The following is a 25,740-nucleotide window of genomic DNA, read 5'->3' on the forward strand; positions in this document are numbered from 1 at the left end:
ATGGCCGGCGTTGCCCGCCTGATTCCCGGGGGCCGCGGGCCAGCTGTCCGACATCACGATGAGGTAGCCGGTGACCGTACAGGCGGATGAAGAGACTTTCACCTTTCAGGCCGAGGTCGCGCAGATCTTGGACCTCATGGCGCATTCGCTCTACAGCAACAAGGAGATCTTCCTGCGCGAGCTGATCTCGAACGCCTCCGACGCGATCGACCGGCTGCGCTTCGAGCGGTTCTCCCGGCCCGAACTGGCCGACGAGGGGGAACGGTTCCAGATCCGCGTCGACCACGACAAGGACGCGGGCACGATCACGATCTCCGACAACGGTATCGGCATGAGCCGCGACGAGGTCATCGAGAACATCGGCACCATCGCCAAGTCCGGCACCGCCGAGTTCCTGAAGGCCCTGACCGGCGACCAGCGCAGCGACGCCGCGCTGATCGGGCAGTTCGGCGTGGGCTTCTACTCCGCCTTCGTCGTGGCCGAGCGGGTCGTCCTGACGACCCGGCGCGCCGGGCTGGACGCGGGCGACGGCGTCCGCTGGACGTCCGACGGCAAGGGCGAGTACACCCTGGAGTCCGTCGAGCGGCCGGAGCGGGGCACCACGATCGTGCTCCACCTCCGCGAGGGCGAGGACGACCTGCTGAACGGGTACCGCCTGAGGACGATCATCCAGCGGTACTCCGACCACATCAGCCTGCCGATCGTCATGCCGTCCGAGGACGGGGGCGGCGCGGCGAAGACGGACGCGGACGCCGCAGGCGCGGAGGGCGGCGCGGACGACGCGGGCGGGGCGGCGGACGCGGGCGGCACGGCGGTCGCGGAGACCACCGTCAACCGCGCGTCGGCGCTGTGGACCCGCCCGAAGAGCGAGCTGTCCGAGACCGACTACCACGACTACTACCGCCACATCAGCAACGACTTCGCGCCCCCGCTCGCCTACCTGCACGCCAAGGTGGAGGGCAGGTACGAGTACACGATGCTGCTGTTCGTCCCCTCCAGCGCCCCCTACGACCTGTGGATCCAGCAGTCCCGCCACGGCGTGAAGCTGCACGTCCAGCGGGTCTTCATCCTGGAGGACACGGGCCAGCTGATGCCGCGGTACCTGCGGTTCGTCCGGGGTGTCATCGACTCCGCGGACCTGCCGCTGAACGTCTCCCGGGAGATGCTCCAGAGCAGCCGCGCCGTCGACCACATCAGGTCGAGCGCGGTCAAGAAGGTGCTGAGGCTCCTCAAGGACCTGGCCGCGAACGACCCCGGGAAGTACGCCGCGTTCTGGAAGGAGTTCGGCGCCGTCCTCAAGGAGGGCATCGCCGACGACTACGACCACCGCGAGGACATCGCCGAGCTGCTGCGCTTCACGTCCACGCACTCCTCCACGCAGGACGCGGACGTCTCGCTCCACGACTACGTGGACCGGATGAAGGAGGGCCAGGACAAGATCTACTACCTGCTGGCCCCGACCCTCGCCGCCGCCTCCGCGAGCCCCCACCTCGAAGCGTTCCGCAAGAAGGGCATCGAGGTGCTCCTCCTCGGCGAGGCCGTGGACAACTGGGTGGTGACCGGCCTGGTCCAGGAGTTCGGCGGCAAGCGGCTCCAGTCGGTCGCGCAGGGCGTCCCCGACTTCGGCGGGCTGGAGGACGACGCGGAGAAGGAGGCGGCGGAGAAGGCCACCGCCGAGTACGCCGCCCTGCTCGGCAAGCTGAAGGCGATCCTGGCCGGGCAGGCGTACGACGTCCGGGTGACCAGCCGCCTCACCACCTCGCCGGCCTGCATCGTCGCCAACGAGGCCGTGACGGACTTCGGCCTCGCGCAGCGGATGCGGGGCTCGGGCCTGCCGAACCAGCCGGTGCTGGAGATCAACCCGGAGCATCCGCTGGTGGAGCGGCTCAACCGGCGGCAGGACGACCCGCGCCTCGCCGACTGGGCGCACGTGCTGTTCAACCAGGCCGTCCTCACGCTGGGCGCGCGGATCGACGACCCGGCGTCGTTCGTCGGCCACCTCAACGACCTGCTGGTGGCGCTGGCCGGCGACGCGCCGTCCGGGGAGGACGGTCCCGCGGACGCCTCGGCCGCTGACGCGGAGAGCACGAGCGGCGACGCCGAGGGTGACCGGCAGGCGGAAGGCGCGTAGGAGGTGCCAGGACGTCCCGGCCCGCGGTGATCCGGCGTGATCGGGACGGTCCGCGCATCCCGGCGCGCGGGCGGATCACGCGCGGGCGATTCAACGGATGGGCGGGGCCTTGCGGGGCCCCGCCCTGAACCGTGTCCCCGGACGGCCGAGAGGCCGACGTGTCCCGCGGGAGTGTCTTACGGACGTGTCGTGCGGGCGTGTTCTCAGCCCTCGACCCAGCCGTACCTCTGCGCGAAGTCCAGGAGCTTCCGGCGCAGGTGCGTGACCTGCGTTCCGGTCAGCTCGGGTGCCTCCGCCAGCAGCAGCTCGGTCAGCTCCTGGACGAACTCCCGCTCGGACAGGACGTCGCAGAGCCCGTCGTCCTCGTCGTGCCTGTGCGCGAGGGCGCCTCTGTCCGCGCCTTTCCCCGCCGTGTCGGCGTGGCCGTTCACGGGCGCGGTCCTCTCGGCGCCCGGCGGGCGCTCCGCCTCCTTGACGCGCACGGCGAACGCCTTCAGGCCGCGCTCCCCCTGGGTCACCTCGAACTCCACGGGCGTTCCCGGCGAGAATGCCACTTTCTCGTCCAGAAGGTCGTTGGCGTGGACGAAGACGTCCTCGCCGCCGCCATCGGGAACGATGAACCCGTATCCGCGCAAGTCATCGAACCGCAGAATCTTACCGGTCTTCGCCATGCCCACCCCTCCACAAACAAACAGCGCGCCTCGTCCAACGAGATAATCCCCGCCACGCACCGGACACCGGATTGGAACAATGCGGAGATTTCAACTTCCGGCCCGCGGGAACACTGCGATGGTAACCCCGGCGCCCTTGATCTCGGTGCGGTACGGCGCATTCCGCACCGGCGGCGGCCGCCCGACCCGTGCCGCCGCCGGTGAGTGGGTGACGGGCGCCGGCCGGGCCCGGTAAGGGTCCGCTACGCCATCTCGGCACGCGCCCTTCTCTTCAGGACCTCGGCGAACCTTTCCCACTCATAGGCGATGCCGAGGGCCAGATCGGCGACGAGGGGAACGCAGTGCGCCGGGATCTCGTCCTCGATGCCCTCCCATTCCTGGGTGTTCACCGAACGGGCGCTCAGCCAGCGCAGCAGGAGGCGCCCGTTGTCGTTCAGGCGGAGGGAGGGGTCGCGGAGCAGTTTGCGCAGGATCTGGTCGGCGTCCGGCATGCGCCCCTTGCGCAGCGTGCTGACGACCGGCGGCTCCCGCCCGTCGCCGCGGGCCGCGGCCTCGCTCTTGCGCTCGGCGAGCGTCAGCTTGGCGGGCACCGGGTCGTCGCCGCGGCGCAGGCGTTCGCGGACGTCCTTCGCCGTCGCCGGGGAGATGCCCGCCATCTCGGCGATCTCGCGGAGCGAGGCGCCCGGACGCTCGGCGAACAGCCTCCCGGCCAGCCGCCGCCCGGCGGCGCCGTTGATCGGGCGGACCCGCCCGTCCTTGCCGATCCGCATGTCGGGCTGCGAGTCCTTGTCGGTCGTGCGGCTCCTGATCCGGGCGACCGTCGTGGACGCCAGGCCCGCGGCCTCGGCGATGGCGCGGTCCGACCACTGCGGGTGCGTGGTCAGGATGCGCGCCGCCGCGGCCTCCCGGTCCGACAGCGACAGCGGGAGCCCGTGCCCGATGTTGGCCCGGACGGCGGCGACGAACACATCGGAGTCGGCGCCGTCGATGTAGCGCACCCTGATCTCGCGCTGTCCTTTGAGAACGGCCGCGCGCAGCCGGTGCATTCCATCGACCACGCGCATCGTCCTGCGGTGCACGAGGATCGGCGGCAGGGCGGAGTCCATATCGGCGAGCGCACGAATGTGCTCGGTGTTCTCGCCCTCAAGGCGGGGAGAGTCCGCCCGCTCAAGCACGTCGACCGGCACCATTACCGGTTCATCTTGAGAAATAAGGCATAACTGGTTCTGACCTGGGCTTTCCAATGCCACTCCCGTACGTAAGAGCGCGACATGACCTCTCCCCCCGCCCGGACCCTCGGTCACGGCCGGCACTGCCGCAAAGTTCAACCCATCGCCTCGTAATTTAAGTTAGCACTTGACAAATATCAAGGGCCGTTGACAAGTGGCGATCTCCGCACGGCCGCGATCACGCCGGTTATCCCATTGCGGGACCGCGGAAAATGACCGCCATCTGCCATCATCTGTCCAAGCGCGGACTTGGGCACTTGGACATTCGCCATCCGTGCCATTCCGGGTAATGCGGCCTCACGCGGGGGCGCGTGCGGCGGCGGCGACCTCCGCCTCGATGAAGCCGGCCAGCCGGGCGACGCCCTCGCGGCTGTCGGCGTGCGTCAGGTAGCTGGTGGACAGCCGCACCGTGTGGTGGCCGCCGCCCTCCGGGTAGAAGTACGCCATCGGCGTCCAGATGACCCCGAAGTCCTGCGCGGACCGTGCCAGCGCGGCGTTGTCGGCGCGGAACGGGACCCGGAGGGTGAGGAAGAAGCCGCCGCCGGGCTCGTTCCAGCCCATGCCGAGCCGGGCCCGGCGCTCGGCCGGGAACTCCTCCTCCAGGCAGCGGAGCGTGTGCCGCATCGTGTCCTCGTAGTAGGCGGCCGTCTCGGTGTTCAGCTCCGAGACGCGGCCGCCGGCGCCCAGCAGCGCGCCGCCGACCGCCGCCTGGCTGAGCGGCGAGGTGTTCACCGTGACCATGCTCTTGATCCTGGCGAGCTCGGCGGCCAGCAGGCCCGTCCGGCCGTCCGGCGCGACCACGGGCTGGTCGGCGACCGCGTAGCCGACCCGCGCGCCGGGGAAGATGGTCTTGGCGTAGGAGCCGAGGTGGACCACCCTGCGCTCGCGGTCGAGGGACTTCAGCGTCGGCACCTGCGCACCCGGGCTGACGAGCCGGTACGGGCTGTCCTCCAGAATGAGGATGTCGAGGAGTCCCGCGAGCTCCAGCAGTTCGTGCCGGGCCCGCAGCGGCATCGTGACACCGGACGGGTTCGAATGGTCCGGGATGACGTACACGGCCCTCGGCCGCCGCCCGCGCGCCCGCTCGGCCAGGACCGCGGCCTCCAGGTCGGCGCACGACAGGCCGTCCCGCCCCTCGGGGACGGCGGTCAGCCCGACGTCCAGCAGCCGCGCCGCGCCGGTGACGCCCGGGTAGCAGGGGCTGGAGACGAGCAGCACGTCGTCCGGCCCCGACATGAGCGCGCGGACGGCCAGGAACATCGCCTCCTGGCAGCCGACGGTGACGACGATCGCCTCCGGCGGCACGTCGATCCCCTCGTCCAGGCGCAGCGACGTGGCGATGAGATCGCGGATGCGTCCCGCGGAGGGGCCGTACTGGAACAGCGCGTCGCGCACCTGTTCCGGCGTGTTGCCGCTCTCCGCCAGATGGTCGAGGTAGCGGCGCACGTAGGCGAAGACCATCCCGGTGTCGAAGAACCCGTCGTACGGGCGCCCGGGCGCGAAGGACACCGCGTCCGGATAGCGCAGCGTCACCTCGTTCAGGAAGTTCATCGTGTCCATGACGGGGTCGGCGACACTGGGGTGCAGGTCCTCCTTGTGCAGCACCACACCGCCCGTCCCACCGGCACGCTCCACACCGGCACGCTCCGCACCGGCACGCTCCACCTCGCTGGCACGCTGCGCGCCGGTCGCCGGTGCCTGACGGGTGAGGGGGCGGACGCCCTGTCCGGCGGGACGGGCACCGCGGATCTCCGGCCGGGGCGGCGGGACCGTCGTGACGGTCTCGGGCCCGATGCCGGCCACGTCCGCGATCCCCGCGAGCGCCATCGCGCCGGCCAGCTCCTCCAGCAGGAGGCCCAGCACCCTCGTCACGCCCTCGGCACCGGCGGCCGCGAGGCCGTGCAGCACGGGACGGCCGAGCAGGACCGCGTCCGCGCCGAGCGCGAGAGCGGCGACCACGTCCCGGCCCCGGCGCACCCCTCCGTCGAGGAGGACGGGGACGCGGCCGCCGACGGCCGCCGCGACCTCCGGCAGCGCGTCCAGGGACGCGCAGACGCCGTCGAGCCGTCCGCCGCCGTGGTTGGACACCACGACGCCGTCCGCCCCGGCGTCGGCCGCGCGCCGGGCGTCGGCGCCCGTCATGATCCCCTTGACCAGGACCGGCATCGGGCTGATCGAGCGCAGCCGCCCGACCGCCGACCAGTCGGCGCGGGGGTCGGTGTCGGCCAGGGCGCGCGTGCCCGGCCCATCGGGTCCGTGCCCGTCGCCGGACGGCCAGGGACCGGGGGGCGGCGACCCGGCGGTGAGGACGAGCGCCTCGAAGCCCGCGGCCGCCGCCCGCTCGACGAGGCTCCGGGTGACCGCAGGGTCGCGCAGGCAGTAGAGCTGGAGCCAGAGCGGCACACCGGACTCCCCGGCGATCTCCTCCAGGTCGCGGCCGGCGAGCGCGCTGACGACGACCGGGACCGTGGCCGCGGCGGCGGTCCCGCGCACGGTGCCGACCTCGCCCAGCGGGTGCGCGAGGGTCTGGTGGGCCAGCGGGGCGACCGCGACCGGCGCGTCCCAGGCGCGGCCGAAAAGCGTCGTCGCGGTCTCCGGACATGCCGTGCCGCGCAGTACGGACGGCCGTAATCGGATCCTGTCGAATGCCTCGATATTGGCGTCGAGCGCGCGGTCCCCGCCGCCGTCGATGAAATCCCAGGCCACGGGGTCGAGCCCTTCCCTGGCCAGCCGCGCGATACCGCTCAGCGTTATTTCCATCGCCTGTCCTCCGCAGCCGATCAAGAATACACGGACATGAAGGTACTCCATTTCCAAGAGACGCCCGGAGGGGCCTCCGGAGGCAGGAAGCACGCAAAACTCCGCCGAATTCCGGCATGCGGGAACGCCCTCCCCGCAGGCCGTCCCGCGTTCACGGCCTCACCCGCAAGCGTCCAACGATCGACCGAAAAATGGTCGATATACACCGTGCCCCGTGGTTAGGATCAGACCATCAAAGCCCCCTTGGCCCAATGGTAGAGGCGGTCCCCTTAAAAGGGATTAGTTGTCGGTTCGAATCCGATGGGGGGTACCTGTCGGCGATGCGGTGGCGGACCTGTCCGCACACGCGTTCCGGGTCTATTTCCGGCGTCCATGAACGATCATGCGTGAACACGGGCGCCCCGGCGGTCGATCAGTTCGTAGAACAGGGTGCCCCTCGGGTGCACCGACCGCGAGGAGACCTGCAGCAGGACCCCCGAGGCGTCGCGGTCGGCGAGGATGCCGAGCCCGCGGAGGTCGTCCACCGGCACGCCGATCGGGCCCAGCCGAGCGGTCAGCGCGTCGTAGTAGCCCGGCGGCGCGGGCACGAACCGGGTCCCCCGCTCCATGCCGGTGCGCACGGCGGCGGCGATGTCCTCGGTCAGGAAGGCGACGTGCTGGATCCCGGCCCCGCCGTGCGACTCGACGAACGCGCCGGGACTGTCGGCACCGGGACTGTCGGCACCGCGGACCGGCCCGGCGATGGTGAAGGTCACCTCCCCGGATGCGCTCCGGACCACCCGGCGGCCGGGCACCGTCCGGCCGCAGGAGGTCTCGATGAGGCCGAACGCCTCCCGGTAGCGGTGCACGGTCTCCTCCACCGCGTCCGCCGGGACGCACACCGCGAAGTGGTCGACCGACCGGAGGAGGCCGCCACCGGACCGGCCGCAGCCGATCTCGTCGACGACGGGCGCGAAGGGCGCCTCCGGCCGGTCCCGGGAGACGAAGCGGTGCTCCACGTCCCCGAATCCGATCACCGAGGCGAACGTGACCCGGGCGCCCGCGGGCCCGGAGGTCTCCGGCGGGGACACCGGGACGGCGCCCCGCTCCACGGCCTCGGCGAACGCGTCCCGCGCGTCGTCGACGCCGATGCCGACGACCGCGACCCCGTCCCCGTGCGCCCGGACGAACTCGGCGGCCCGGTGGCGGGCGTCGGTCGGGGAGGTCAGCAGCAGGGTGATGTCGCGCTGGCGCAGCAGCACGGACTCACAGCCCCGCAGGCCGGTGTCCGGGCCGCCCCGGCCGGCGAGGGCGAAACCGAAACAGTCGCGCAGTTCGCGCGCGGAACGGTCCGCGTCCCCGGCGAACACCTCGATGTGGTCCACCGACCGGATCTCCAATGTGCCACCTCCGTGGTGACGCCCGGCGGCCGGGCCGGGCGCCATCGCTGCGGATCGGTCAATTCATGCGGACGGCCCTCGAAGTCGCGGCCGCCCAACTGAGCGTTCCCATCACTTGGACATGCGGGGGAAATATGTCGAACCGGCGTCAGGGGATCGGCCGGATTACATTCAGGTGACCCTCGGCGGGCCGGGCCGGAGGGGCGGGCCGGCGGGGCGGCGGCTCGCCGGACGGCGTCAGGCCTGGACCACATTTCGTTCGATCAGTGAAGCGAGTTCCAGCCACTTGCGTGCGCAGTCGCGCGCGAGATGGGCCACCGCTTCCTTACGGTGCGGAGGCACGCTGTCGACTATCTTGTTCCAATCCTCCGTCCGGAGGGTGTGCAGGTTCAGCAGCCGTAAGAGGTCGCGGCCGTTCTCGTTGAATCGCAGTGCCGGATCGGCCCGCAGTCGCTCGATCACCGCCGAGGACGGCGGCGCCGAGCCGGGTGCGGAAGCGGGGGTCACGGGCAGGGCCGCCGAGGTGGCGAGCGTTCCGGCGGCGCCCTGGCCGAGCAGCTCTCTCGACCGCCCCTGGGGCAGGGGGTCCTCGCCGCGCATCACGCGGTTCTTGACGTCCCGGACGGTCTCGGGCGATATCCCGGCGGCCCGGGCGACCTGGCGCAGGGAGAGGCCGGGGTTCTTGATGATCATCTCGTGGGCGAGGCGCCGTCCCTCGGTCACGTCGCTGGACCGGACGCGCCCGTCCTTGCCGATCCGCCCGGCCCCTCCGGCGGAGTCGGCGCCGGCGCTCTTGCGGATCTCGGCGACCGTCTTGGCCGAGATCCCGGTGACCGACGCGATCATCCGGTCCGACCATTGGGGATGAGAGGCGATCACCCGTTCCGCGGCGTGCTTGCGGTCGGCCAGGGACAGCGGGAGACCGTGCGCGATGTTCGACTGGACGGCGAGGACGAACGCGTCCTCCTCCGGCCCGTCGAAGAACCGGACGGCGATCTTCCGCCGGCCGAGCAGTTCCGCGGCGCGGAGCCGGTGCATGCCGTCGATGACGCGCATGCTGGGGCGGTGCACGATGATCGGTGGAAGCTGCGCCGCACAGGTGACGAGGGTCTCCACGTGTGCGGGACTCTCCCCCGCCATTCGCGGAGAACCACCCGCCGAAAGCGAGCTTATTTCGACTTCTTCCACCGAATGTAGGTCAACTTGACTCGGTGCGGACTGCAAGTCAACTCCTCAGCATCTGAATCGCGCCTTGTGGGCTGATGACAACAGACAGCGGGGGTTGTAGGGATCGGGGTACACACCGTTGGCGGTGGCCATCGGTACCGATTCCTCGGTCGCACAAAGTTGAACTATCTTCATTTTGGCTGATCAGCGTGTACGGCGCAGAACATATCCCCCTTTAACTACGGTCCGGAAATGACGGCCAGAAACAGCGCGATCACCCGTTGTACAATTTTCAACGGATTACCCCGATCGCTTTTAACAGAAGTTAATGCTATTCGATCCCTCCTTAAGGGACATAGACGACGGCCGGATGCGGTCATTTCGGCCATCGTCGCACTCCAGGGGCCTGGCGGGTGCGAAGAGTGAATGAACAGGGCAAATTGCCCCTCTCTAGCGAATCACGGTGAGTGACGCGGTCTTGCCGCGTCGTCCCGGCGGACATCACGATCACTGCAATCGGAACGGTCGAAACAATGGCGACCAGGGAGGACGTGTTCCCGCGGGGATGATCGCGGGCGCGTGTTCCCGGCCGGAGGCGAACGCCCATTCGGGACGCCGGGCCGCCGGTGTCAGCGTCCGGACCAGACGGGCTCGCGCCGCTCGGCGAAGGCCCGCACCCCCTCGACCGCGTCAGCGCTGGCCCGGCGCCGCTCCTCCCAGACGTACCGGGACGAGAACGCCTCCTCCAGCGGCATGTCGACCGACCGGAGGACGCTCTCCTTGAGCGCCCGCACCGACAGCGGGGCGCTCCTGAGCAGGTCGCCGGTCCACTCGTCCACACACCGGTCCAGGTCCTCGTACGGGACGACGTCGTTCACCAGCCCGAACCGCAGGGCCGTCGCCGCGGTCATCCGGCGTCCGGTGAGCAGGTACCCCATCGCGACCTTCAGGGGCAGCTGCCGCGCCAGCCGGAACGCGCCGCCCGCCCCCGGGACGAGGCCGAGCCCCGCCTCCGGGAGCGCGAAGACCGCCTCCTCGGACGCGACGATGAGGTCGCACGCCAGCGCCAGCTCGAAACCGCCGCCGAGCGCGTACCCGTGGACCCGCGCGATCACCGGTGTGGACAGGGTGAAGCGCTCGGTCAGCCTGGGCCAGCCGGGCTGCCCCCGGCTGCCGAACGTCGTCGGGGGCGCGCCCCGCCCGTCCAGCCGGGCCCGCTCCTTCAGGTCCTGCCCGACCGAGAAGGCCCGGTCGCCGGCGCCGGTGAGCACCGCGACGCGGACCGCGTCGTCGGACTCGACGTCGTCCCAGACCGCGGCGAGCTCCTCGTGCGTCCGCAGGTCCATCGCGTTGAGGACCTCGGGCCTGTCCAGGGTGACGCGGGCGACGTGGTCCTTCTTCTCGTAGCGCACCCGGACGCCGTCCGCCGCGCTCATCGCGGCCGCCTCCCGCTCATCGCGGCCGCCCCGCGAAGCGCCCCACCTTCTCCAGGACGTCCTCGCCGTACAGCCGGAGCGACTGCTGGAACGCGAACTCGGCCATGTACCGGCGGAACTCCTCCGGCGGCTCCTCCGCGAGGTTCAGCATCCGCCGGTTGGCGACGACCGCCTCGCCGTCGAGCCGGAGGACGGCCGCCTCGACCGCGCCGTCGAGCAGCTCGGGCTCGACGACCTCGTCCGCCAGCAGCCGCGCCTCGGGCTCCGTCGCCCAGATCCGGCGGCCTCCCAGGATCACCTGGCGCGCGAGCCGCGCCCCGGCGACCCGGCCGAGGCGGAGGTTGCCCGCGCCCGGGACGATGCCCTCCCGGGCGGCCGGAAGGCTGAAGTAGGAGTCGGAGGCGGCGAGGACCTGGTCGAACACCAGCAGCAACTGCGCGCCGCCGCCGATCGCGAAGGTGTCCACGGCGGCCGTCCAGGGTTTCTCGACGGTGGGCGCGTGCCAGCTCCCGTCGCCCTCCACCAGCACGCCCCGGACGAGCTTGCCGATGTAGCCGAGCTCGCGCCGCAGCAGGAAGCCGACCAGCGAGATGTCCCCGGCGTGCAGGCTCTTGAGGTTGATTCCGGCGCTGAACACCCGCCTGCCCCGGTAGCGGGGGTGGCTCATCTCGCCGCCGCGGACGAGCCCGACCCGGACGCCCGGGTCGAGCAGCGCCAGGTCGACCGCGGTCTCCATGTCGTCGACCTGCCGCTCGTCCTCGGCGTTCAGGCAGTCGTCGCGGCACAGGGTCAGCCGGGCCACGCCGTCGCGCCGTTCCAGGCGCACCGACTCCATCTCGACCAGGCCGGTGCGGGTGAACTCGGGCAGCAGCCCGAGCGCCCGGGGCGTCGGCCGCAGCATGGAGTCGAGCAGGTGCGGACCGGCGACGGGCGAGCGCAGCACGGCGCGCAGGAAGATGCCCTGGTCGATCTCCAGGCCCTCCTTGCCCGCCTGCGCCCGGCTCCGCTCGGCGGCGAGCTGCCCGGAGGTGGGGACGAGCCCGGGAAAGGCCGTCGCGGCGGCCTCCACCAGCTCGGCCAGCCGCAGCCGGCGGGCGCGCCCGTCGGTGAGCCGGTCGTAGACCCGCGTCCCGTGCTCCTCCATGAACCGGACGCGCAGCGCCCGCGCCCCGTCGTGCGCCGCCGCGGCGGCGGCGCGCTGCCGCGGCGACCGCGATCCGGGGGGCGGCAGTGAGACGAGCTGCTCGTCGACGCGCTCGGCCGCGGCCGCCAGCGCGGCGGCGGCGCGCCGGAGGTCCTCCCCCGGCGGCGCCGTGACCGCGGCGCTCACGACACCGCTCCCGCGGCCCCGGCGGCCCCGGCCGCGACGCCCGGCCGCGGCGGCCCGTCCGCGCCCCGGCGCAGGGCCCGGTCGCAGGCGGCCAGGTGCGCGCCCAGCGCGTCCTCGAAGCTCGTGGTGGCGGCCTCGAACATCAGCTGCCGCCGGATCGCCAGCTCCCGCTCGGACACCAGCCCGGACGCGGCCAGCGCCGCGACCTGCCCGGCCGGGTCGTCGACGACCTCGTCGAGGAGGTTCAGGGCGAGCGCCTGCCCGGTCTCGATCGGCGCGCCGAGCAGCACCGCGCGCCGCACCGCCGCCGGGCCCGCCTGCTGGACGAGCCGGTAGAGGGCCATTCCCGGCCAGGTCACCGACCCGTCCGTCGCGACCAGGAGGCGCGTCCCGCGCTCGGCGACGCGCAGGTCGGCGGCCAGCAGGACGTCGAGCGCCGTCCCGCCGCAGTCGCCGGACGCCACCGCGACCGTCGTCATCGGCAGCCGCTCCAGGCGCCGCACCGCGCGCTCCCACTTGGTCACCAGGGGCGCGGTGAGGCCGCTCGTCCAGTGCGGGCCGGGCGCGCCGGACACGTGCACCTCGACGACGCCGGGACGGCCGTGGTCCTCGACCCGGTCGCAGACCGCGGTCACCATCTGCACGGTGCTCGCGGAGAGGGGTTGCGCGCCATCGATCCGCAGGACGGTGCGGCCGTCCGATCCCGCCGGGCTCACCACTGGACCAGCGCCGTCTCGATCGTGGAACCGGGACCCATCGTCATGAGCACCCCGTAGTCGCCCGGCCGGGCCGCGTCCTCCAGCAGGAGGCGCTCGTAGGAGAAGAGGAACGAGGCACTGGAGACGTTCCCGTAGTCGCGCAGCACGCCGACGGTGTGGCGGACGTCGTGGCGGCTCAGCCCGAGGTTGACCACGACGGCGTCGATGACCTTCTTGCCGCCCGAGTGCACCAGCCAGTGGGCGACGTCGCTGCGGCGCAGGCCGTTGCCGTGCAGGAGGCGGTCGACGACGATCTCGGCGTGCGCGCCGACCACGTAGGGGATCTGCGGGTCGAGGAAGAAGCTGAACCTGCCCTGGTCGCGGTCCCAGTCGTAGCGCATGGCGTCGACCGCGTCGGTGATGATGCAGCTCGCGAAGTCGAGGATCCGCGGTCCCGGCCGCCCGGAAGGCAGGGGACGTGGGTCCGGGGCATCCGGGGCATCCGGGGCGTCCGGGGCGTCCGCGATGAGGGCCACCGCGGCGGCGCCGTCGCCGAACAGGCTGTTCACGACGGCCGTCCGCATCGTCGAGTCGAAGGTGTAGGCGGCCGAGCACGCCTCGGCGCACAGCACGATGGCGAGTTCGCCGGGGTGCGCCGCGGCCCAGCCCGCGACGACGTTGAGGGCGTTGAGGCCCGCGTTGCAGCCCATCCCGACGATGTCGGTCCGGCCGCAGTGCCGGTCGATGCCGAGTTCGCGGATGAGCAGGGCGCTCAGGCCGGGCGTGAGGAACCCGGTCGAGGTCACGCAGCACAGGTGGCGCAGGTCCGCCAGCCCGGCGCCCGCCCGCTCCAGGCAGGCGGCGAGCGCCTCGGCGCCCATCTCGACGGCCAGCCTCTTGTGCTTGTCCAGCAGGTCGCCCTGTGCCTCGGGCTCCCGCGCGCCCCCGCCGCCGTCCGGGGGAAGGGTGAGGTGCCTGCGGTCGATCGCGCTGTTGAGGAAGACCGACCGGATCTTCGGGTCGGTGATCTGGAGCAGGTCGAGCAGTTCGTCCTGGGCGTAGGAGGTGGCCGTGACGGCGGTCCCGACGCCGGCGATCCGGGCGGGGACGGCGGCGCCGCGGCGGCGCGGGACGGCGAGGGGCCGCGCGGGCGCGGTCTCCGGCCGCTCGATGCTGATGGTCATCGGAACGTCCACCCCCACATCCGGGTCTTGCTCCTGGTTAATCGCTTGACTCTGATCTCCGGCACCTTTTGCCGCCTTTCGGGGGGTTCTGCCGCGGAGCCACGGGCCCCGCGGCGGGGCCGGGTCACGGTAACCCGGTGCTCTCGGCGCGGCCAACGAGCGTCCAAGGGGGACGGCGGTGACCAGCGCCGACGCCGGGCGCGCGTCCAACTGCAGAGTTCCCGGCCGTCCGCGGCGCGGGCGCGGGCCGCCCTCCAGGGGCCTCGAAAGGCGGGCGTGACGGCACCGGCCGCGATCTGTGCCGCGACCGCCAGAGTTTCCAGGTCACGCCGATATTCGATTATCACAGGATGGCCGCATGTGAAAGGTGAAAAACTGGAGTCTTCACATCGGACGATGTGGCGGGTACCTTACGAGGCGATACAGAGCGCTCCAACATCTTGCGACCCAAGCGCCCTGCCCGCCACAAAAAAAGGCACAGCAGTGAGGCTCCCAGTGCCGTCCCGTCCCTCAGCAGGCTTTATGCCGCCGACAGACCCGGGAGAACATCTGTCCCGCCGGACCACCCCGCCGGACAGTCCCTCAACGGTCGCGAATTCAGCCCGGTAGTTCTTTCGGGCGCACGAACTGATTCGAGGTGACTGGGAATGAACATGCCCCTGACGATGCGCTCGCTGGCCCCGGCCGCGGTCTTCGCCGCGGCGTCCGTCGTGATCGCCCCGGCGTCCCCCGCGCCGCAGGCCGCCGTCACGCCGCAGGCCGCCCTCACGCGGACGGCACAGCGGACGGCCGCGGACCCCGCGTTCGACTTCTCCGCCCCGCAGGTCGCGGCGTCCAACCTGACGGTCCCCTGGGGGCTGGCCTTCCTGCCGGATGGCAGTGCCCTGGTGTCCGAGCGCAACAGCGCCCGCATCCTGAAGGTGGTCCCGGGCTCGCAGCCGGTCGAGGTGGCCAAGCTCACCGGGGTGCAGCCCGCCGGTGAGGGCGGGCTCCTCGGCATCGCGGTCTCGCCGACCTATGCGCAGGACGGCTACGTCTACGCCTACTACACCGCGGCCTCCGACAACCGGATCGTCCGCTTCAAGCTCGCGGCCTCCCCGCAGCAGGAGGTCGTCTACTCCGGAATTCCCAAGAACTCATTCCATGATGGCGGCCGTATCGCCTTCGGCCCCGACGGAATGCTCTACGCCGGCACCGGAGACGCCGGGCAGAAGCCGAACGCCCAGAACCCGGCCAGCCCGTCCGGGAAGATCCTGAGGATGAAGCCGGACGGGTCCCCCGCCCCCGGCAACCCCGACCCGAAGACGGTGATCTACACCCTCGGGCACCGCAACGTGCAGGGGCTCGCCTGGAGCAGCGCCGGGCTGATGTACGCCGCCGAATTCGGCCAGGACACCTGGGACGAGGCCAACTACATCGTCGCGGGCGGCAACTACGGATGGCCGGAGGTCGAGGGCCCCGGCGGCGAGCCGAAGTTCCGCGCCCCCATCGCCACCTGGGCGACCAAGGACGCCTCGCCGAGCGGCGCGGCCGTCGCGGGCGACACCCTGTACGTCGCCGGCCTCGGCGGACGGCGGCTGTGGCAGGTCCCGCTGGACGGCAAGGGCGGGACGAAGGGCAGCCCCACCGCGGTGCTCCAGGGCACCAACGGGCGGCTGCGGACGGTCGCCTTCGGCCCGGACGGCTTCCTCTGGGTGACGACGAGCAACCGCGACGGGCGCGGCAGGCCCGACGCGAGCGATGACCGCATCCTCCGCTTCCCGCAGGTCAAGCCCGCGGGTCGCTGAGACCGCGGACAGGCCCCCGGGCGGAGACCCCGGCCCGCCGGCACCCCGGCGGGCCCCGCCCGGGGGCCTGATCGCGTCCTCCCTCCCGGCGCCCAGCCCTCACGCACGCCGAAAAAGGGGGCCGCGGCCCTTTCAGGCAACGGCCCCCTCACACCCGCAGCGCGGTCTCACCCAGACGGCGTCCACCAGGGCACCCTGCACACAGCGCACACTCCCCGGTCGCCCATCCGCCCAGGACTTGCGCGGCCGGTGTCCCCGGGCAGATCGAACAGCACCCCCGTGGCCATGTTCACCACGTGCCGCGCCACCTCCAGCCCATCCTGAGCCGCTCCCAGGTGGGTCAGCGCCGCATCCGTCTCCTCCAGCCGGTCACCCTCGATTCCACGCGGCGCGGTGAGCTTCGCGGCCAAGTTCGTCCCCGGCGCCACCACCGGCCCCCGCGCAGCGTCGCGCACCTCGCACTGGCGGATGCCCGTCGTCCGGTCCGCCGCCAGTCCCAGCGCCTGCCAGGCCGACAGCAACACGTCATTGACGATCTCCACGAAGACGCACATCTGCCCCAGCGTCAGCCACGGCACGCCCGACCCCGACGCCGAAACCGCCGCATCGAGGCGGATCGACACCTCGCGCAGACCCTCCAGGACCGACGCCGCCGCATGCGAGCCCACCGCGCCGCACGCCCCACCCAGCGGTGCGCAGCCCGGACAGACCCCAGCCACCGGCACCGGCACCCCGCCTGCCGAACCATCCGCAGCACCCGGGCCGGGTACCTCCCCGCTCACCGCGCCCCCGCCATGGCCATCCCGCGCCGCCCTCACCACGCGTCCTTGCCGGGCATCCGCAGCGACCGCCGCACCGCAGCATCAGCCGATCCCGTGATGGGACGGCGCAGCGCCGCGTCCAGCCCCGCCTCCTCCAGAGCCCCGGCATAGGCGGCCGAGACCACCCGGATCGCCTCCATCAGCAGCCAGCCCCCGCTATTGCCGGTCTGGACGTCCCCCGGCCCGTACAGCTCATATGCCAGGTGGACCCGCTCGACATCCCGCAAGGTGGGCGGCGGGTCGCCCTTGAGCACCCGGACCACCCCCAGCAGCGCGGCCAGCGCCCGCACGTCCTCCCCCGAATAGCTCGTCCGGCACCCCTCGTCCACCACCCCGAGACCGCGCACGTGACCGTGCAACGCCCACCGCCGAACCTTCCGCCGCGACACCCCCAGAAGCTCGGCCGCCTGCCCCGAGTTGAGGAAATCCCCCTGGCGATACCACTCAAGCGAGTGCCATTTGAGCGCCCGAGCCCCAGGCGCCTCCGCCTCTTCCACTTGTCCTTTCATCCCCTTTCGCGAATCCGGGTCATAATCTGCGGACGCTGGAAATCGGGAGCGTCGCCCTTCTCACCTCTGACCGTCCGTCGCCTGACTCCCCGCGATCTGGTCACTTCCCGCGCTGCCCGCCGGGCCGTGAGGCACCCGCCGCAGCACCCGCTGCAACGCCGTCTCAGCCGCCGCCGTGATCTCCGCGCGCTGGGCATCGTCCAGCTTCGCCTCCAGCACCCCGGCGTACACATCGCAGACCAGCGCGACAGCCGCCTCCAACTGGTGGCGGACGCCCTCCCGGCCACCGCCGGGCGCCGCACCGTCCACCGGCTCGTACATCTGATACGGCACATGCACCCGCGCGACATCCCGCAAGGTCACCGGCGACGCCGGGCCCCTGGACTCCCTCGCCCCCTCCAGCAGCGCATCCAGCGCCTGCACGTCCGCACCCGAGTACAGCGTGTGAGACCAGGGGGCCCGGTCCGGCTCCAGCCCGGTGCCACGCACGTGACCGAGCACCGCCCACCGCCGCACCGTCCGAGTCGGCAACCCCAGAATTTCGGACGCCTCACCCGGAGTCAGCGTGGCCCCCTCGCAAAACCAATCGAGCGCCGCCCATTCAGCCGGAATCTCAGCCTTCCTCATTTGCCTCCCTTTTCCATTCCTTGCTGAGAGCGGCACCGTCGTCCGGCCCGCCATCCGATTCACGCATTTCTAGGATTTCGGAGGCGCTGCGGACGATGCGCTCGGCCCGCAGCCGTTCACCGTCGGGCACCACCGGCCCCGCCGCGCCCCGCGCCCACCGCTCATAGACCCGGATCACCGCCCGCAGATACAGGGCGTCCACGGCCCGTTCCTCGGGCGTGGTCACCGCGCCCACCGCGCGAAGACCGCCTTGCCACCAGCGGGCAGCCGCCGCACGCCCCACTCGCCCGCAAGCTCCGCCACCACCACCAGCCCGCGCCCCGACTCCCAGGCCAGATCCGGCGTCCGGGGCTCAGGCATCCGGGGGGAGTAGTCCCAGACCTCCACCACGTACCACGCAGGCAACTCGTAAGCCCGGACCACGATCGATTCGCCCCGCGTATGAAGTACCGCGTTCCCGACCAGTTCACCGACAACGATGACGAGATCGTCGAAATCGACGGGCCAATCAGCCGCAGCCTTCCGGACGAACTCCCGAGCCGCCGCGCTGCTTTCCGGCTCATGAGCGAGGATCACACCCGACATCCCCGGCCCCCCGCCGCGAGAGACCTACGCCGATATGTGACCTTTGACCGCCTCACCCCTGACGGGATGCCCCTAGGATTGCCCATAAGATCCGACCTCCAGCGTCGGGTTTAGGCCCCGGACCCTCCCGACGCTCGAACGTCGGGACCGGGGCCGCTCTATTTTGAGTGGCCCCATGTAAACGCTCCCCAGCTGTTACCGTGAAGGTGTTGCCCCGTGTTGCTCCGCAAGGCCGCGGCAGGGAAACGCAACTGTTGGCGACAGACGGGAATCGCATGCCCCCGAGCCCAGAAGAGATCACCGAGACGGCCTTCGCTGAACGATTCCGTGCACTTCGGAGCGAAAGGGGCATCTCGCTGCGGGAGTTGGCCGAGCGCGTGTCCTTCGATGCGGGACACCTCTCACGCGTCTCCAACGGGGCGCGACCCTCCGTCAAGCTGGCCAAAGTGTTGGATGAGGCACTTGGGGCGGCGGGGACACTTGCCCGTCTCCGCTGTCCTCCACGGCCGCGCCCTATCAAGGTCCGCAGTCGCCCGGAGGATGACAGCGCGGGTACCGTGGAGCCGAGTCCTACTCCTCACGATTGGGGGGACGATGAGGTGAAGCGCCGCGCCGCGACCCGAATGTTCACCGCGCTAGGTGCCGGACAAATGATCCCGCCAGGCGTACTAGAGCGCATCATGTCCGACGTGGTTAACACGCTGGATGCCCCGCCTGACCTGACCGACTGGGAAAAAGCGGTCGAGGAGTACCACCACACGATCGACACGCAGCCGTGGGGCGCCTTCATCCCCGATCTCACCGCCGACATCATCGCCGTGGGTGGGATCCTCAGCCGAAAGCGTTACCCTCCCGCCGCTCAGGCGGACTTGTTACGCGTGAGCGCCAGACTATCCGCCCTGTTGGCTGTCCAGTTCGATGACGTGGGCCAGCGCCGGGCCGCACGGACGTCATGGGACGTCGCCCGCCGGGCGGCCCACGCGTCGGGAGACCGGAACCTGTTGGCGTGGGTGATCGGCAGGGAGGCCAAGGTCGCCTTGTGGACATCCCGTGCCGACGATGCGATCACATCACTAGCAGATCGGGTCACCCACCTCGCGGGAGAGAAGCCCTCCGCCCCCGCCGCAATGGCAGGGATCACGCAGCTGACGCTGGCAGCCCGCAAACGTGATGGAGCGGCCACACAGGCCGCTGTGCAGCGCCTGTCTGAAACGGCCGAGTCCGGAGCCACATCGGAATGGGTGCTCCGCTGGTGGGAAGCGTACGCCTATGCGCTGACCAATGATCCGCGAGCCGGGGCAATACTCGATCGCGCCCTCGCGCTTTCCCCGCCTAATGCCCTCGTTCCAGTGGTCAATCTCCAGGTCATCCGCGCGCTGGTCCTGGTCCGGCAGGGGACATCCGGGGAGGGGCTCCGCCACGCTCTCGCCAGCCTCGATGGTGCTAAGCCCAACACCACGCAGCGCCGCCTAGCTGCCGAGCTCTTGGCGATGCTACCCAGCCAGGACCGGAGGCTCCCCGAAGCCCGGGACGTCAGGGCACTCGCAGCCGGACTCACTGTGTGAGGATTCTCCCTACCAGGTAAGGACGGGCGGGCCCGCCCGCCCACGGCTCACGCTCTACGGACGTGCGTCTCCCACAGAGAGCGGACAGCCGTCGTCCAGGCCCGCCGCCCACCACGGGCAGCCCGCCACGCGCCTGCCGGGGGGCGCTCACGCGCAGGCGGGGGTAGGGGCTCACGCCCCCTACCCCCTCCCCCCCGCCGCGACGCCCCGCGTCGCTCGCGCAAGGCGTTGGATGAGGCACTTGGGGCGGCGGGGACACTTGCCCGTCTCCGCTGTCCTCCACGGCCACGCCCTATCAAGGTCCGCAGTCGCCCGGAGGATGACAGCGTGGGTACCGCGGAGCCGAGTCCTACTCCTCTCGATTGGGGGGACGATGAGGTGAAGCGCCGCGCCGCGACCCGAATGTTCACCGCGCTAGGTGCAGGACAAATGATCCCGCCAGGTGGACTAGAGCGCATCATGTCCGACGTGGTTAACACGCTGGATGCCCCGGCTGACGTGACCGACTGGGAAAAAGCGGTCGAGGAGTACCACCACACGATCGACACGCAGCCGTGGGGCGCCTTCATCCCCGATCTCACCGCCGACATCATCGCCGTGGGTGGGACCCTCAGCGCTAACGGCATCGCAGCGATCTTGCTTGATCGCATCCTCAGAGAGGATTCGCCGTATCCCCGAGGGTCAGACTTTCCTAGCCAGTGAAAACTGGCCGTTGAGTTCGGCGTCTCCGACAATACGATCAACAGATCCTTACAGGGGCTTCGCAGACAGGGCTTGACAAGGAAGAAAGACGAAGGTGACCTACATGCCACAGATCACCCGAGACGCCCGCGACCGGTACAGTGCGGCTAAACGCGCAGAGGACCGTGGCGGCTTCGCGGCCGAAGTCCGTCGCCAAGGCATGACACCGCGCTCCGAAACTACTGTGCGGAGGGAGGTCCCGCCCGCCCGAATCGCCGAGTTACTCGGCAGCGAGCCGAACACCGAGGTACTCGTTCGCGATCGGGACATGTACGCGGATGACGTGCTCGTACAGCGTGCACCCAGCTACATCCCCGCCGACATCGCGTTCGGCACTCAGCTGGAAGATCTCACCCAGCCCCAAGGCGGAATGCTCACGCGCATGAAAGAGCTTGGGTACGAAGAGGTCTACGCCGACGAGTACCTCACGCTATCCAGGCCGCCTACGAGCGACGAGCAGGCTTACTTCAACATCCAAGACGATCAACCTGTATTCGAGATGTACCACGTCGCGTACGACGCCACTGACCGGGTCGTCGAAGTGTCATGGCACCGTGGTCCGGTCCATCTCTGGGGCAACTTCGTCTATCGCGTGCAGATTAAGAGGGACTGACCAGGGCGGAGAAACGACCTGTGTGAGGATTTTCCCAACCAGGTCAAGACGGGCCCACCCGCCCACGGCTCACGCCCTGACGGGCGTTCGCCTCCCCAAAGGGAGGACGGGCAAATGTCGTCGAGGTCCGCGCCCACCACGGGCAGCCCGCCACGCGCCTGCCGGGGGGCTCACGCGCAGGCGGGGGGAGGGGGCTCACGCCCCCTCCCCCCTGCCCCTCTCCCCCCGCCGCGACGCCTCGCGTCGCTCGCGCGCGGCGCGGGCCGCGCGTCGCCGCCGAGTGCGCGACCGTCGGTTACTACGGGTCGGCGACGGCGGGGGCACGCTCGCACCATCGGGAACGCCGGAGAGGCACTCGGCGCGGACGGCCGGTTAGTCGCGCTCTCCCCCACGCACCAGGCGCAAGCCACCAGCGGGCGGGACGAGTACCGTGGACCAGAGTCCAACTCCCGACCAGGGGAGCGACAACGTGAAACGACGCGCCGCACTCCAGATCATCACCGCTATCAGCGCAGGTGCCGCAGTCCCGCCCGGAGCCGTCGAAACGGTGTTGTCCGGCATCGATGATGCGCTCGGCGGCAGAGACGATGACCTCCCCGAATGGGAAAGAACAGTCGCCGACTACGATCACCGTATCCACTCCGCACCGGCAGGCGCACTTATCGACGATCTGAACACCGACATCATCGCGATGGGCGCCGTTTTCGAGCGTCAGCTTTCCCCGCTGCAAAAAGCAGGTTTCCTTCGTATCAGCGCTGCGCTCGCGGGGCTATTGGCCATCGAACTGGGCGACGCCGGGGATCATCGCGCGACCCGGATTGCGTGGGATACCGCAATGCGCGCCGCCGACGCATCGGGCGATCTCGCGATGCGGGCATGGACACGAGGCAGAGCGGCTGAGGATGCCCTTTGGGCTGGGCGGGCTCCGCAGGTGGTGGCCAACCTCGCGGCCGAAGCGATCAGCCTGGCGGGCAAGGCACCCGTGCACGGACTGGCGAGAGCGTACGCCGCGTGCGCCGACCTCGCCGCGATCCAGGGCCACCGGGTGACCGAGGCCCTCGCCGACCTCCACAGGGCGGCCGAACGCCTCCCCGAGCCGGAAACCGCGCAATCCTGCTTCACCTACCGTGAGACGCAGCTGGGGTGGTCCGAGGCGTTCGCTTATTCGTTCAGCGGAAACCCGCACGCGTTCACCGTCCTGGACCAGACCCGCAGCCTGTACCCGCCGCATGCACTCGCAGCGCGCGCCAATCTGAATTTGATGGAGGCCCTGGTCCGCGTCAAGACCCACGACACCGCCGGCCTGGACCAGGCCCTGGAAACGGTACTGGCCCAAGAGCGCGGCAGTGCCGGGGGAAGGTTCATCGCCAAGGCGCTGCTCACCGCCCTTCCCCGCGCCGCACGTGCCCTGCCTCCAGCGCGCGAGCTACGAGCCCTGACGGCCGCCCCCGTGACCGGTGTGTGAGGATTTTCCCTACCAGGTAAAAACGGGCGGGCCCGCCCGCCCACCGCGGGCAGCCCGCCACGCGCCTGCCGGGGGGCGCTCACGCGCAGGCGGGGGGAGGGGGCTCACGCCCCCTCCCCCCTGCCCCCCTCTCCTCCGCCGAGCGCGGTCACGTCTTGGGCGTCATGGGGGGTCCGACTGGGTCTCGCCGGTCAGGCGGTCCAGTACGTCCTCGGGGTCGTCGGCGACCTGGATGCGGGTGCGCTCGGCGGGGGCGAGGAACCCCTCCCGGACGATGTGGTCGAAGAACTCCAGCAGGGGATCGAAGAAGCCGTTGTGGTTGGCCAGGACCAGGGGCTTGCGGTGCAGCCCGAGCTGGTTCCAGGTCGCGACCTCCAGCAGCCCGTCCAGCGTGCCGAACCCGCCCGGCAGGACGGCGAAGCCCGACGACAGCCTGTACATGAGGGCCTTGCGGGCGTGCATGGACCGCACGATGAAGATCCTCCCGCGGGCGTCGGTGCCGCGTTCACGCTCGTGCAGGCGGTGCGGGATCACCCCCGTGACCGCGGCGCCGCCCGCGTCGGCCGCCGCGGCGACCGCCCCCATGATGCCGACGCCACCGGCGCCGTACACGAGCCCGGCGCCCCGGCGGGCGAGGACCGCGCCGAAGTCCGTGGCGAAGTCGACGTACCGCCGGTCCACCCCGGGGCGGGCGCCGCAGAACACGCCGATCCGGCTGGGCTGCCGGGGCTCGTCGAGCATGGTCTCTCCGTCCGTCCGTCGGTCCGGGTCAGAGCCGGAGCACCGGAGATCACGCCGATGGACGCGGAGAAAGGAGCCCTTGGGGCTCCGGTCGTGCACGCGCTCCCACCTCGGACATGACCCGCTCCCCCGATTCCGCCAGGGAATCCTTCGCGAGGTGGATCAGAACTCTGCCAAGGGGGATTGCACGGGCGTTGCAGCGCCCGGCGGCCCGGCGACGTCGCGGAACCGGCGGGACGAGCCGCCTTGCAACCGTCCTGCAACGCCATTGACCGGATTTCTGCGCACGCCATTCCGGTGGCCCTCCGCCGCCATTCACAGCGGGCACGGAAGCGAAATGCGGGAGCGGGTCGGGCCGGTAGGTCCTCCGAGCACGTCCGACGCGCGCCGTTCGTGGACGCGCCGCGTCGGCTCGGGGGTCGTCGCGTGCACGGCCTGCCGTGTCAGCTCGCTGGCGAACTCGTACCTGTGGCCCGACACCACGAGCAGGCGGGCGGCGAGCGCGCGCTCGCAGTGGCGGGCGACCTCGTGCGGGGGCAGGTCCACCAGCGCCGCGAGGTCCACGGGGTCGAACGCCTCGCCGAGGACCGCCGCCGCACGCAGCAGCCGGTCGGCCGGCTCCCCCGCCCGCCGCATTCGCCGGAGCACGTCCCGCCGCACCGCGTCCGGGACGACGGACTCGTCGCCCGGGCCCCTGAGGATCTCGACCACCGAACGGGTGTGCCCGCGGGTACGCCGGAAGACCCGGTCCGCCGGACCGTCCTTCCCCGCCGCCGCCGCGAGCGCGGTGACGGCCGCGGGAGCCAGCGGCCCGAGGTCGATCCGCCGCGCCACGCCGTCGAGTGCCGGGAGCACGTCCTCTCCCTCCTCCAGGCGGACCGTGGCGACGCACAGCAGCCGCGACCAGGCGGCCCGGCGCGCCAGGTAGGCCACCAGTCCGACCGTCGGCTCCCCGGCGTTGTGTAGGTCGTCGAGCATCAGCAGCACCGGCGCGCGCGCCCCCGCGCCGCGCAGGAACGCGGCCACGGCCTGGTAGACGCGGTTCCGCCCGAACTCCCCCAGATCCAGCCCGCCCGACGTCCCCAGCGCGCGCGCCGCGTCCGGTACGAGCAGGCCGAGCGCGGACGCATGTACGCCGACGGCCTCCCCCAGGACGGACGGGGCGAGCCCCGCGATGTGCGGGGCCAACGCGTCCGCGAAGGGCTGGAGGAACAGGGAGCGCTCCGTCTCATGGCAGGCCGCCTGCAAGACGGTGCCCCCGGTCGACGCGGCGTGCCGGGCCGCCTCCGCCGCGAGCCGGGACTTGCCGATACCGGCCTCCCCGGCGACCACGAGGACGACCGGCCGCCCCTCCCTCGCCTCCGACCAGGCGCGGGCGATGCGGACCATCTCCCCCTCACGGCCGACCAGCGCCCCGTCCCCCGCCGCCACGAACACGCCTCCCGCAGGCGCGATCGGCGCGGGCGCGGCCGGCACGGACAGGCGCGGCGTGGACGGCTGCGGCTGGGGATGCCGGGGGCGGCCTTGGAGGATCGCCACGTGAAGGTTCCGCGTCTCGGGCGCGGGGTCGGCGCCGAGCTCGTCCGCGAGGGCGCCGCGGAGCCGTTCGTAGACCTGTAGCGCGCGGGCCGGTTCCCCGGCCGCGGCGTGCGCCTTCATCAGCAGCCGGTGCGCCGTCTCGTCGAAGGGGTCGGCCGCCACCGCCGCCCCGGCCGCCCGGCGGGCGACCTCGGGCTCGGCGCCCAGGACGGCCGCCGTCGCCGCCGCGTGGCGTGCCCGCCGGAGCAGGTCGGCCACCTCCAGGGAGGTGGCCTCGGCCCATTCGGCGCGGGGTTCCCCTTCGAGCGCCGTCCCGCCGCCGAGGAGGTCGAGCGCCCGGGCGGCGGCGGCCCCGGCGACGGCAGGTTCGTCCGCCGCCAGGCGTCCCTCGGACTCGGCGGTGAGCGCGGCGGCCTCGTCGACGTCCACGCTCACCGTCGGCGGCGCGCCGAGCCGGTAGCCGACCCGCCCGCCCAGGATGACGCGGGGCCCGAGGAGCCTGCGCAGCCGGCTCACCAGCGTCGCGACGTTGCTCACGGGCCGCTTCGGCGGGCTGCCCGCCCACAGGACGTCCTCGATCCGGTGGATCGGCACGACACGGCCGCGCTCGGCGGCGAGCAGCCCGAGCAGCGTGCGGGACTTGCCGCGGATCGCCCGGTCGTCGAGCCGCGCGCCGTCCCGCTCGACCCGGAACACCCCTGCCAGCCGGATCCTCACACCGGTCCCGGCGGCGGCTTCGCTCATGGTCGTCTCCATCGAAAA

At 71.5% G+C, this 25,740-nt stretch carries 22 protein-coding genes, 1 tRNA gene and 1 pseudogene; 8 read left to right on the top strand and 16 right to left on the bottom strand.

Annotated features, from left to right (window positions below; all coding sequences use genetic code 11):
- Positions 1-70 precede the first annotated feature (70 nt).
- Positions 71-2,131 (top strand): molecular chaperone HtpG, encoded by a 2,061-nt coding sequence (htpG, locus tag AGRA3207_RS11665; RefSeq protein WP_231334615.1) that lies wholly within the window; start codon positions 71-73, stop codon positions 2,129-2,131.
- A 203-nt stretch (positions 2,132-2,334) separates the two neighbouring features.
- On the opposite strand, the gene AGRA3207_RS11670 is transcribed toward htpG, so the two are convergent.
- The 3 genes from AGRA3207_RS11670 to AGRA3207_RS11680 form a co-directional block, all read right to left on the bottom strand.
- The gene (locus AGRA3207_RS11670; protein WP_231334616.1) at positions 2,335-2,802 is read right to left on the bottom strand and encodes a cold-shock protein; all 468 of its coding nucleotides are present in this window, start codon (positions 2,800-2,802) and stop codon (positions 2,335-2,337) included.
- Positions 2,803-3,044: 242 nt separating this feature from the next.
- Positions 3,045-3,992: a ParB N-terminal domain-containing protein gene (locus tag AGRA3207_RS11675; RefSeq protein ID WP_231334617.1), complete on the bottom strand. Its 948-nt coding sequence runs from the start codon at positions 3,990-3,992 to the stop codon at positions 3,045-3,047.
- Between the two features lie 336 nt (positions 3,993-4,328).
- Positions 4,329-6,791 (bottom strand): aminotransferase class I/II-fold pyridoxal phosphate-dependent enzyme, encoded by a 2,463-nt coding sequence (locus AGRA3207_RS11680; protein WP_231334618.1) that lies wholly within the window; start codon positions 6,789-6,791, stop codon positions 4,329-4,331.
- A 237-nt stretch (positions 6,792-7,028) separates the two neighbouring features.
- Between AGRA3207_RS11680 and AGRA3207_RS11685 the strand changes: the two genes are divergently transcribed.
- Positions 7,029-7,101 (top strand) — tRNA-Leu (locus AGRA3207_RS11685).
- Positions 7,102-7,171: 70 nt separating this feature from the next.
- On the opposite strand, the gene AGRA3207_RS11690 is transcribed toward AGRA3207_RS11685, so the two are convergent.
- From AGRA3207_RS11690 to dpgA, 6 genes are all read right to left on the bottom strand, one after another.
- Positions 7,172-8,170 carry a VOC family protein gene (locus tag AGRA3207_RS11690; RefSeq protein ID WP_231334619.1) on the bottom strand — a complete coding sequence of 333 codons (999 nt, stop codon included), beginning with the start codon at positions 8,168-8,170 and terminating at the stop codon, positions 7,172-7,174.
- A gap of 237 nt (positions 8,171-8,407) precedes the next feature.
- Positions 8,408-9,310: a ParB/RepB/Spo0J family partition protein gene (locus tag AGRA3207_RS11695; protein ID WP_476692279.1), complete on the bottom strand. Its 903-nt coding sequence runs from the start codon at positions 9,308-9,310 to the stop codon at positions 8,408-8,410.
- A gap of 656 nt (positions 9,311-9,966) precedes the next feature.
- Positions 9,967-10,773 (bottom strand): enoyl-CoA-hydratase DpgD, encoded by an 807-nt coding sequence (gene dpgD / locus AGRA3207_RS11700; protein ID WP_231334621.1) that lies wholly within the window; start codon positions 10,771-10,773, stop codon positions 9,967-9,969.
- Positions 10,774-10,789: 16 nt separating this feature from the next.
- Entirely contained in the window at positions 10,790-12,103 is a 1,314-nt protein-coding gene (gene dpgC, locus AGRA3207_RS11705; protein WP_231334622.1) for a (3,5-dihydroxyphenyl)acetyl-CoA 1,2-dioxygenase DpgC, read from the bottom strand.
- Positions 12,100-12,819, bottom strand: a complete 720-nt coding sequence (gene dpgB, locus AGRA3207_RS11710) for an enoyl-CoA-hydratase DpgB (RefSeq protein ID WP_231334623.1) — start codon at positions 12,817-12,819, stop codon at positions 12,100-12,102. The genes dpgC and dpgB overlap by 4 nt, the downstream gene beginning before the upstream one ends.
- On the bottom strand, positions 12,816-13,985 hold the full coding sequence (gene dpgA / locus AGRA3207_RS11715; protein ID WP_231334624.1) for a 3,5-dihydroxyphenylacetyl-CoA synthase DpgA: 1,170 nt from the start codon (positions 13,983-13,985) through the stop codon (positions 12,816-12,818). The genes dpgB and dpgA overlap by 4 nt, the downstream gene beginning before the upstream one ends.
- Before the next feature lie 647 nt (positions 13,986-14,632).
- On the opposite strand from dpgA, the gene AGRA3207_RS11720 reads away from it, so the two are divergent.
- Complete coding sequence (locus AGRA3207_RS11720) at positions 14,633-15,772, top strand: PQQ-dependent sugar dehydrogenase (protein ID WP_231334625.1); 1,140 nt, start codon at positions 14,633-14,635, stop codon at positions 15,770-15,772.
- Between the two features lie 167 nt (positions 15,773-15,939).
- On the opposite strand, the gene AGRA3207_RS11725 is transcribed toward AGRA3207_RS11720, so the two are convergent.
- The 5 genes from AGRA3207_RS11725 to AGRA3207_RS11745 all read right to left on the bottom strand — a co-directional run bounded on the left by AGRA3207_RS11725 (position 15,940) and on the right by AGRA3207_RS11745 (position 18,314).
- On the bottom strand, positions 15,940-16,440 hold the full coding sequence (locus AGRA3207_RS11725; RefSeq protein ID WP_231334626.1) for a hypothetical protein: 501 nt from the start codon (positions 16,438-16,440) through the stop codon (positions 15,940-15,942).
- Positions 16,441-16,586: 146 nt separating this feature from the next.
- The gene (locus AGRA3207_RS11730; protein WP_231334627.1) at positions 16,587-16,940 is read right to left on the bottom strand and encodes a hypothetical protein; all 354 of its coding nucleotides are present in this window, start codon (positions 16,938-16,940) and stop codon (positions 16,587-16,589) included.
- 222 nt (positions 16,941-17,162) lie between these two features.
- A complete protein-coding gene (locus AGRA3207_RS11735; protein ID WP_231334628.1) occupies positions 17,163-17,729 on the bottom strand; it encodes a MerR family transcriptional regulator in 567 nt (188 codons plus the stop codon).
- Positions 17,716-17,955 carry a hypothetical protein gene (locus tag AGRA3207_RS11740; RefSeq protein ID WP_231334629.1) on the bottom strand — a complete coding sequence of 80 codons (240 nt, stop codon included), beginning with the start codon at positions 17,953-17,955 and terminating at the stop codon, positions 17,716-17,718. The genes AGRA3207_RS11735 and AGRA3207_RS11740 overlap by 14 nt, the downstream gene beginning before the upstream one ends.
- Entirely contained in the window at positions 17,952-18,314 is a 363-nt protein-coding gene (locus tag AGRA3207_RS11745; RefSeq protein WP_231334630.1) for an ATP-binding protein, read from the bottom strand. The genes AGRA3207_RS11740 and AGRA3207_RS11745 overlap by 4 nt, the downstream gene beginning before the upstream one ends.
- A 275-nt stretch (positions 18,315-18,589) precedes the next feature.
- Between AGRA3207_RS11745 and AGRA3207_RS40225 the strand changes: the two are divergent.
- The 5 genes and pseudogenes from AGRA3207_RS40225 to AGRA3207_RS11765 form a co-directional block, all read left to right on the top strand.
- Positions 18,590-18,739 (top strand): annotated as a pseudogene (locus AGRA3207_RS40225) (helix-turn-helix domain-containing protein); the annotation flags it as partial.
- Between the two features lie 255 nt (positions 18,740-18,994).
- On the top strand, positions 18,995-19,879 hold the full coding sequence (locus tag AGRA3207_RS11750; RefSeq protein ID WP_231334631.1) for an XRE family transcriptional regulator: 885 nt from the start codon (positions 18,995-18,997) through the stop codon (positions 19,877-19,879).
- Positions 19,880-20,257: 378 nt separating this feature from the next.
- The gene (locus AGRA3207_RS11755) at positions 20,258-20,581 is read left to right on the top strand and encodes a hypothetical protein (protein ID WP_231334632.1); all 324 of its coding nucleotides are present in this window, start codon (positions 20,258-20,260) and stop codon (positions 20,579-20,581) included.
- A gap of 103 nt (positions 20,582-20,684) precedes the next feature.
- Entirely contained in the window at positions 20,685-21,233 is a 549-nt protein-coding gene (locus AGRA3207_RS11760; RefSeq protein WP_231334633.1) for a UTRA domain-containing protein, read from the top strand.
- Positions 21,234-21,702: 469 nt separating this feature from the next.
- A complete protein-coding gene (locus AGRA3207_RS11765; RefSeq protein WP_231334634.1) occupies positions 21,703-22,698 on the top strand; it encodes an XRE family transcriptional regulator in 996 nt (331 codons plus the stop codon).
- A 162-nt stretch (positions 22,699-22,860) separates the two neighbouring features.
- On the opposite strand, the gene AGRA3207_RS11770 is transcribed toward AGRA3207_RS11765, so the two are convergent.
- Together AGRA3207_RS11770 and AGRA3207_RS11775 are read right to left on the bottom strand one after the other, a co-directional pair.
- The gene (locus AGRA3207_RS11770; protein ID WP_231334635.1) at positions 22,861-23,439 is read right to left on the bottom strand and encodes an LOG family protein; all 579 of its coding nucleotides are present in this window, start codon (positions 23,437-23,439) and stop codon (positions 22,861-22,863) included.
- A gap of 315 nt (positions 23,440-23,754) precedes the next feature.
- Positions 23,755-25,722, bottom strand: a complete 1,968-nt coding sequence (locus tag AGRA3207_RS11775; protein ID WP_231334636.1) for an ATP-binding protein — start codon at positions 25,720-25,722, stop codon at positions 23,755-23,757.
- Between the last annotated feature and the right edge of the window lie 18 nt (positions 25,723-25,740).

The organism is Actinomadura graeca (assembly GCF_019175365.1).
Taxonomy (GTDB): Bacteria; Actinomycetota; Actinomycetes; order Streptosporangiales; family Streptosporangiaceae; genus Spirillospora; species Spirillospora graeca.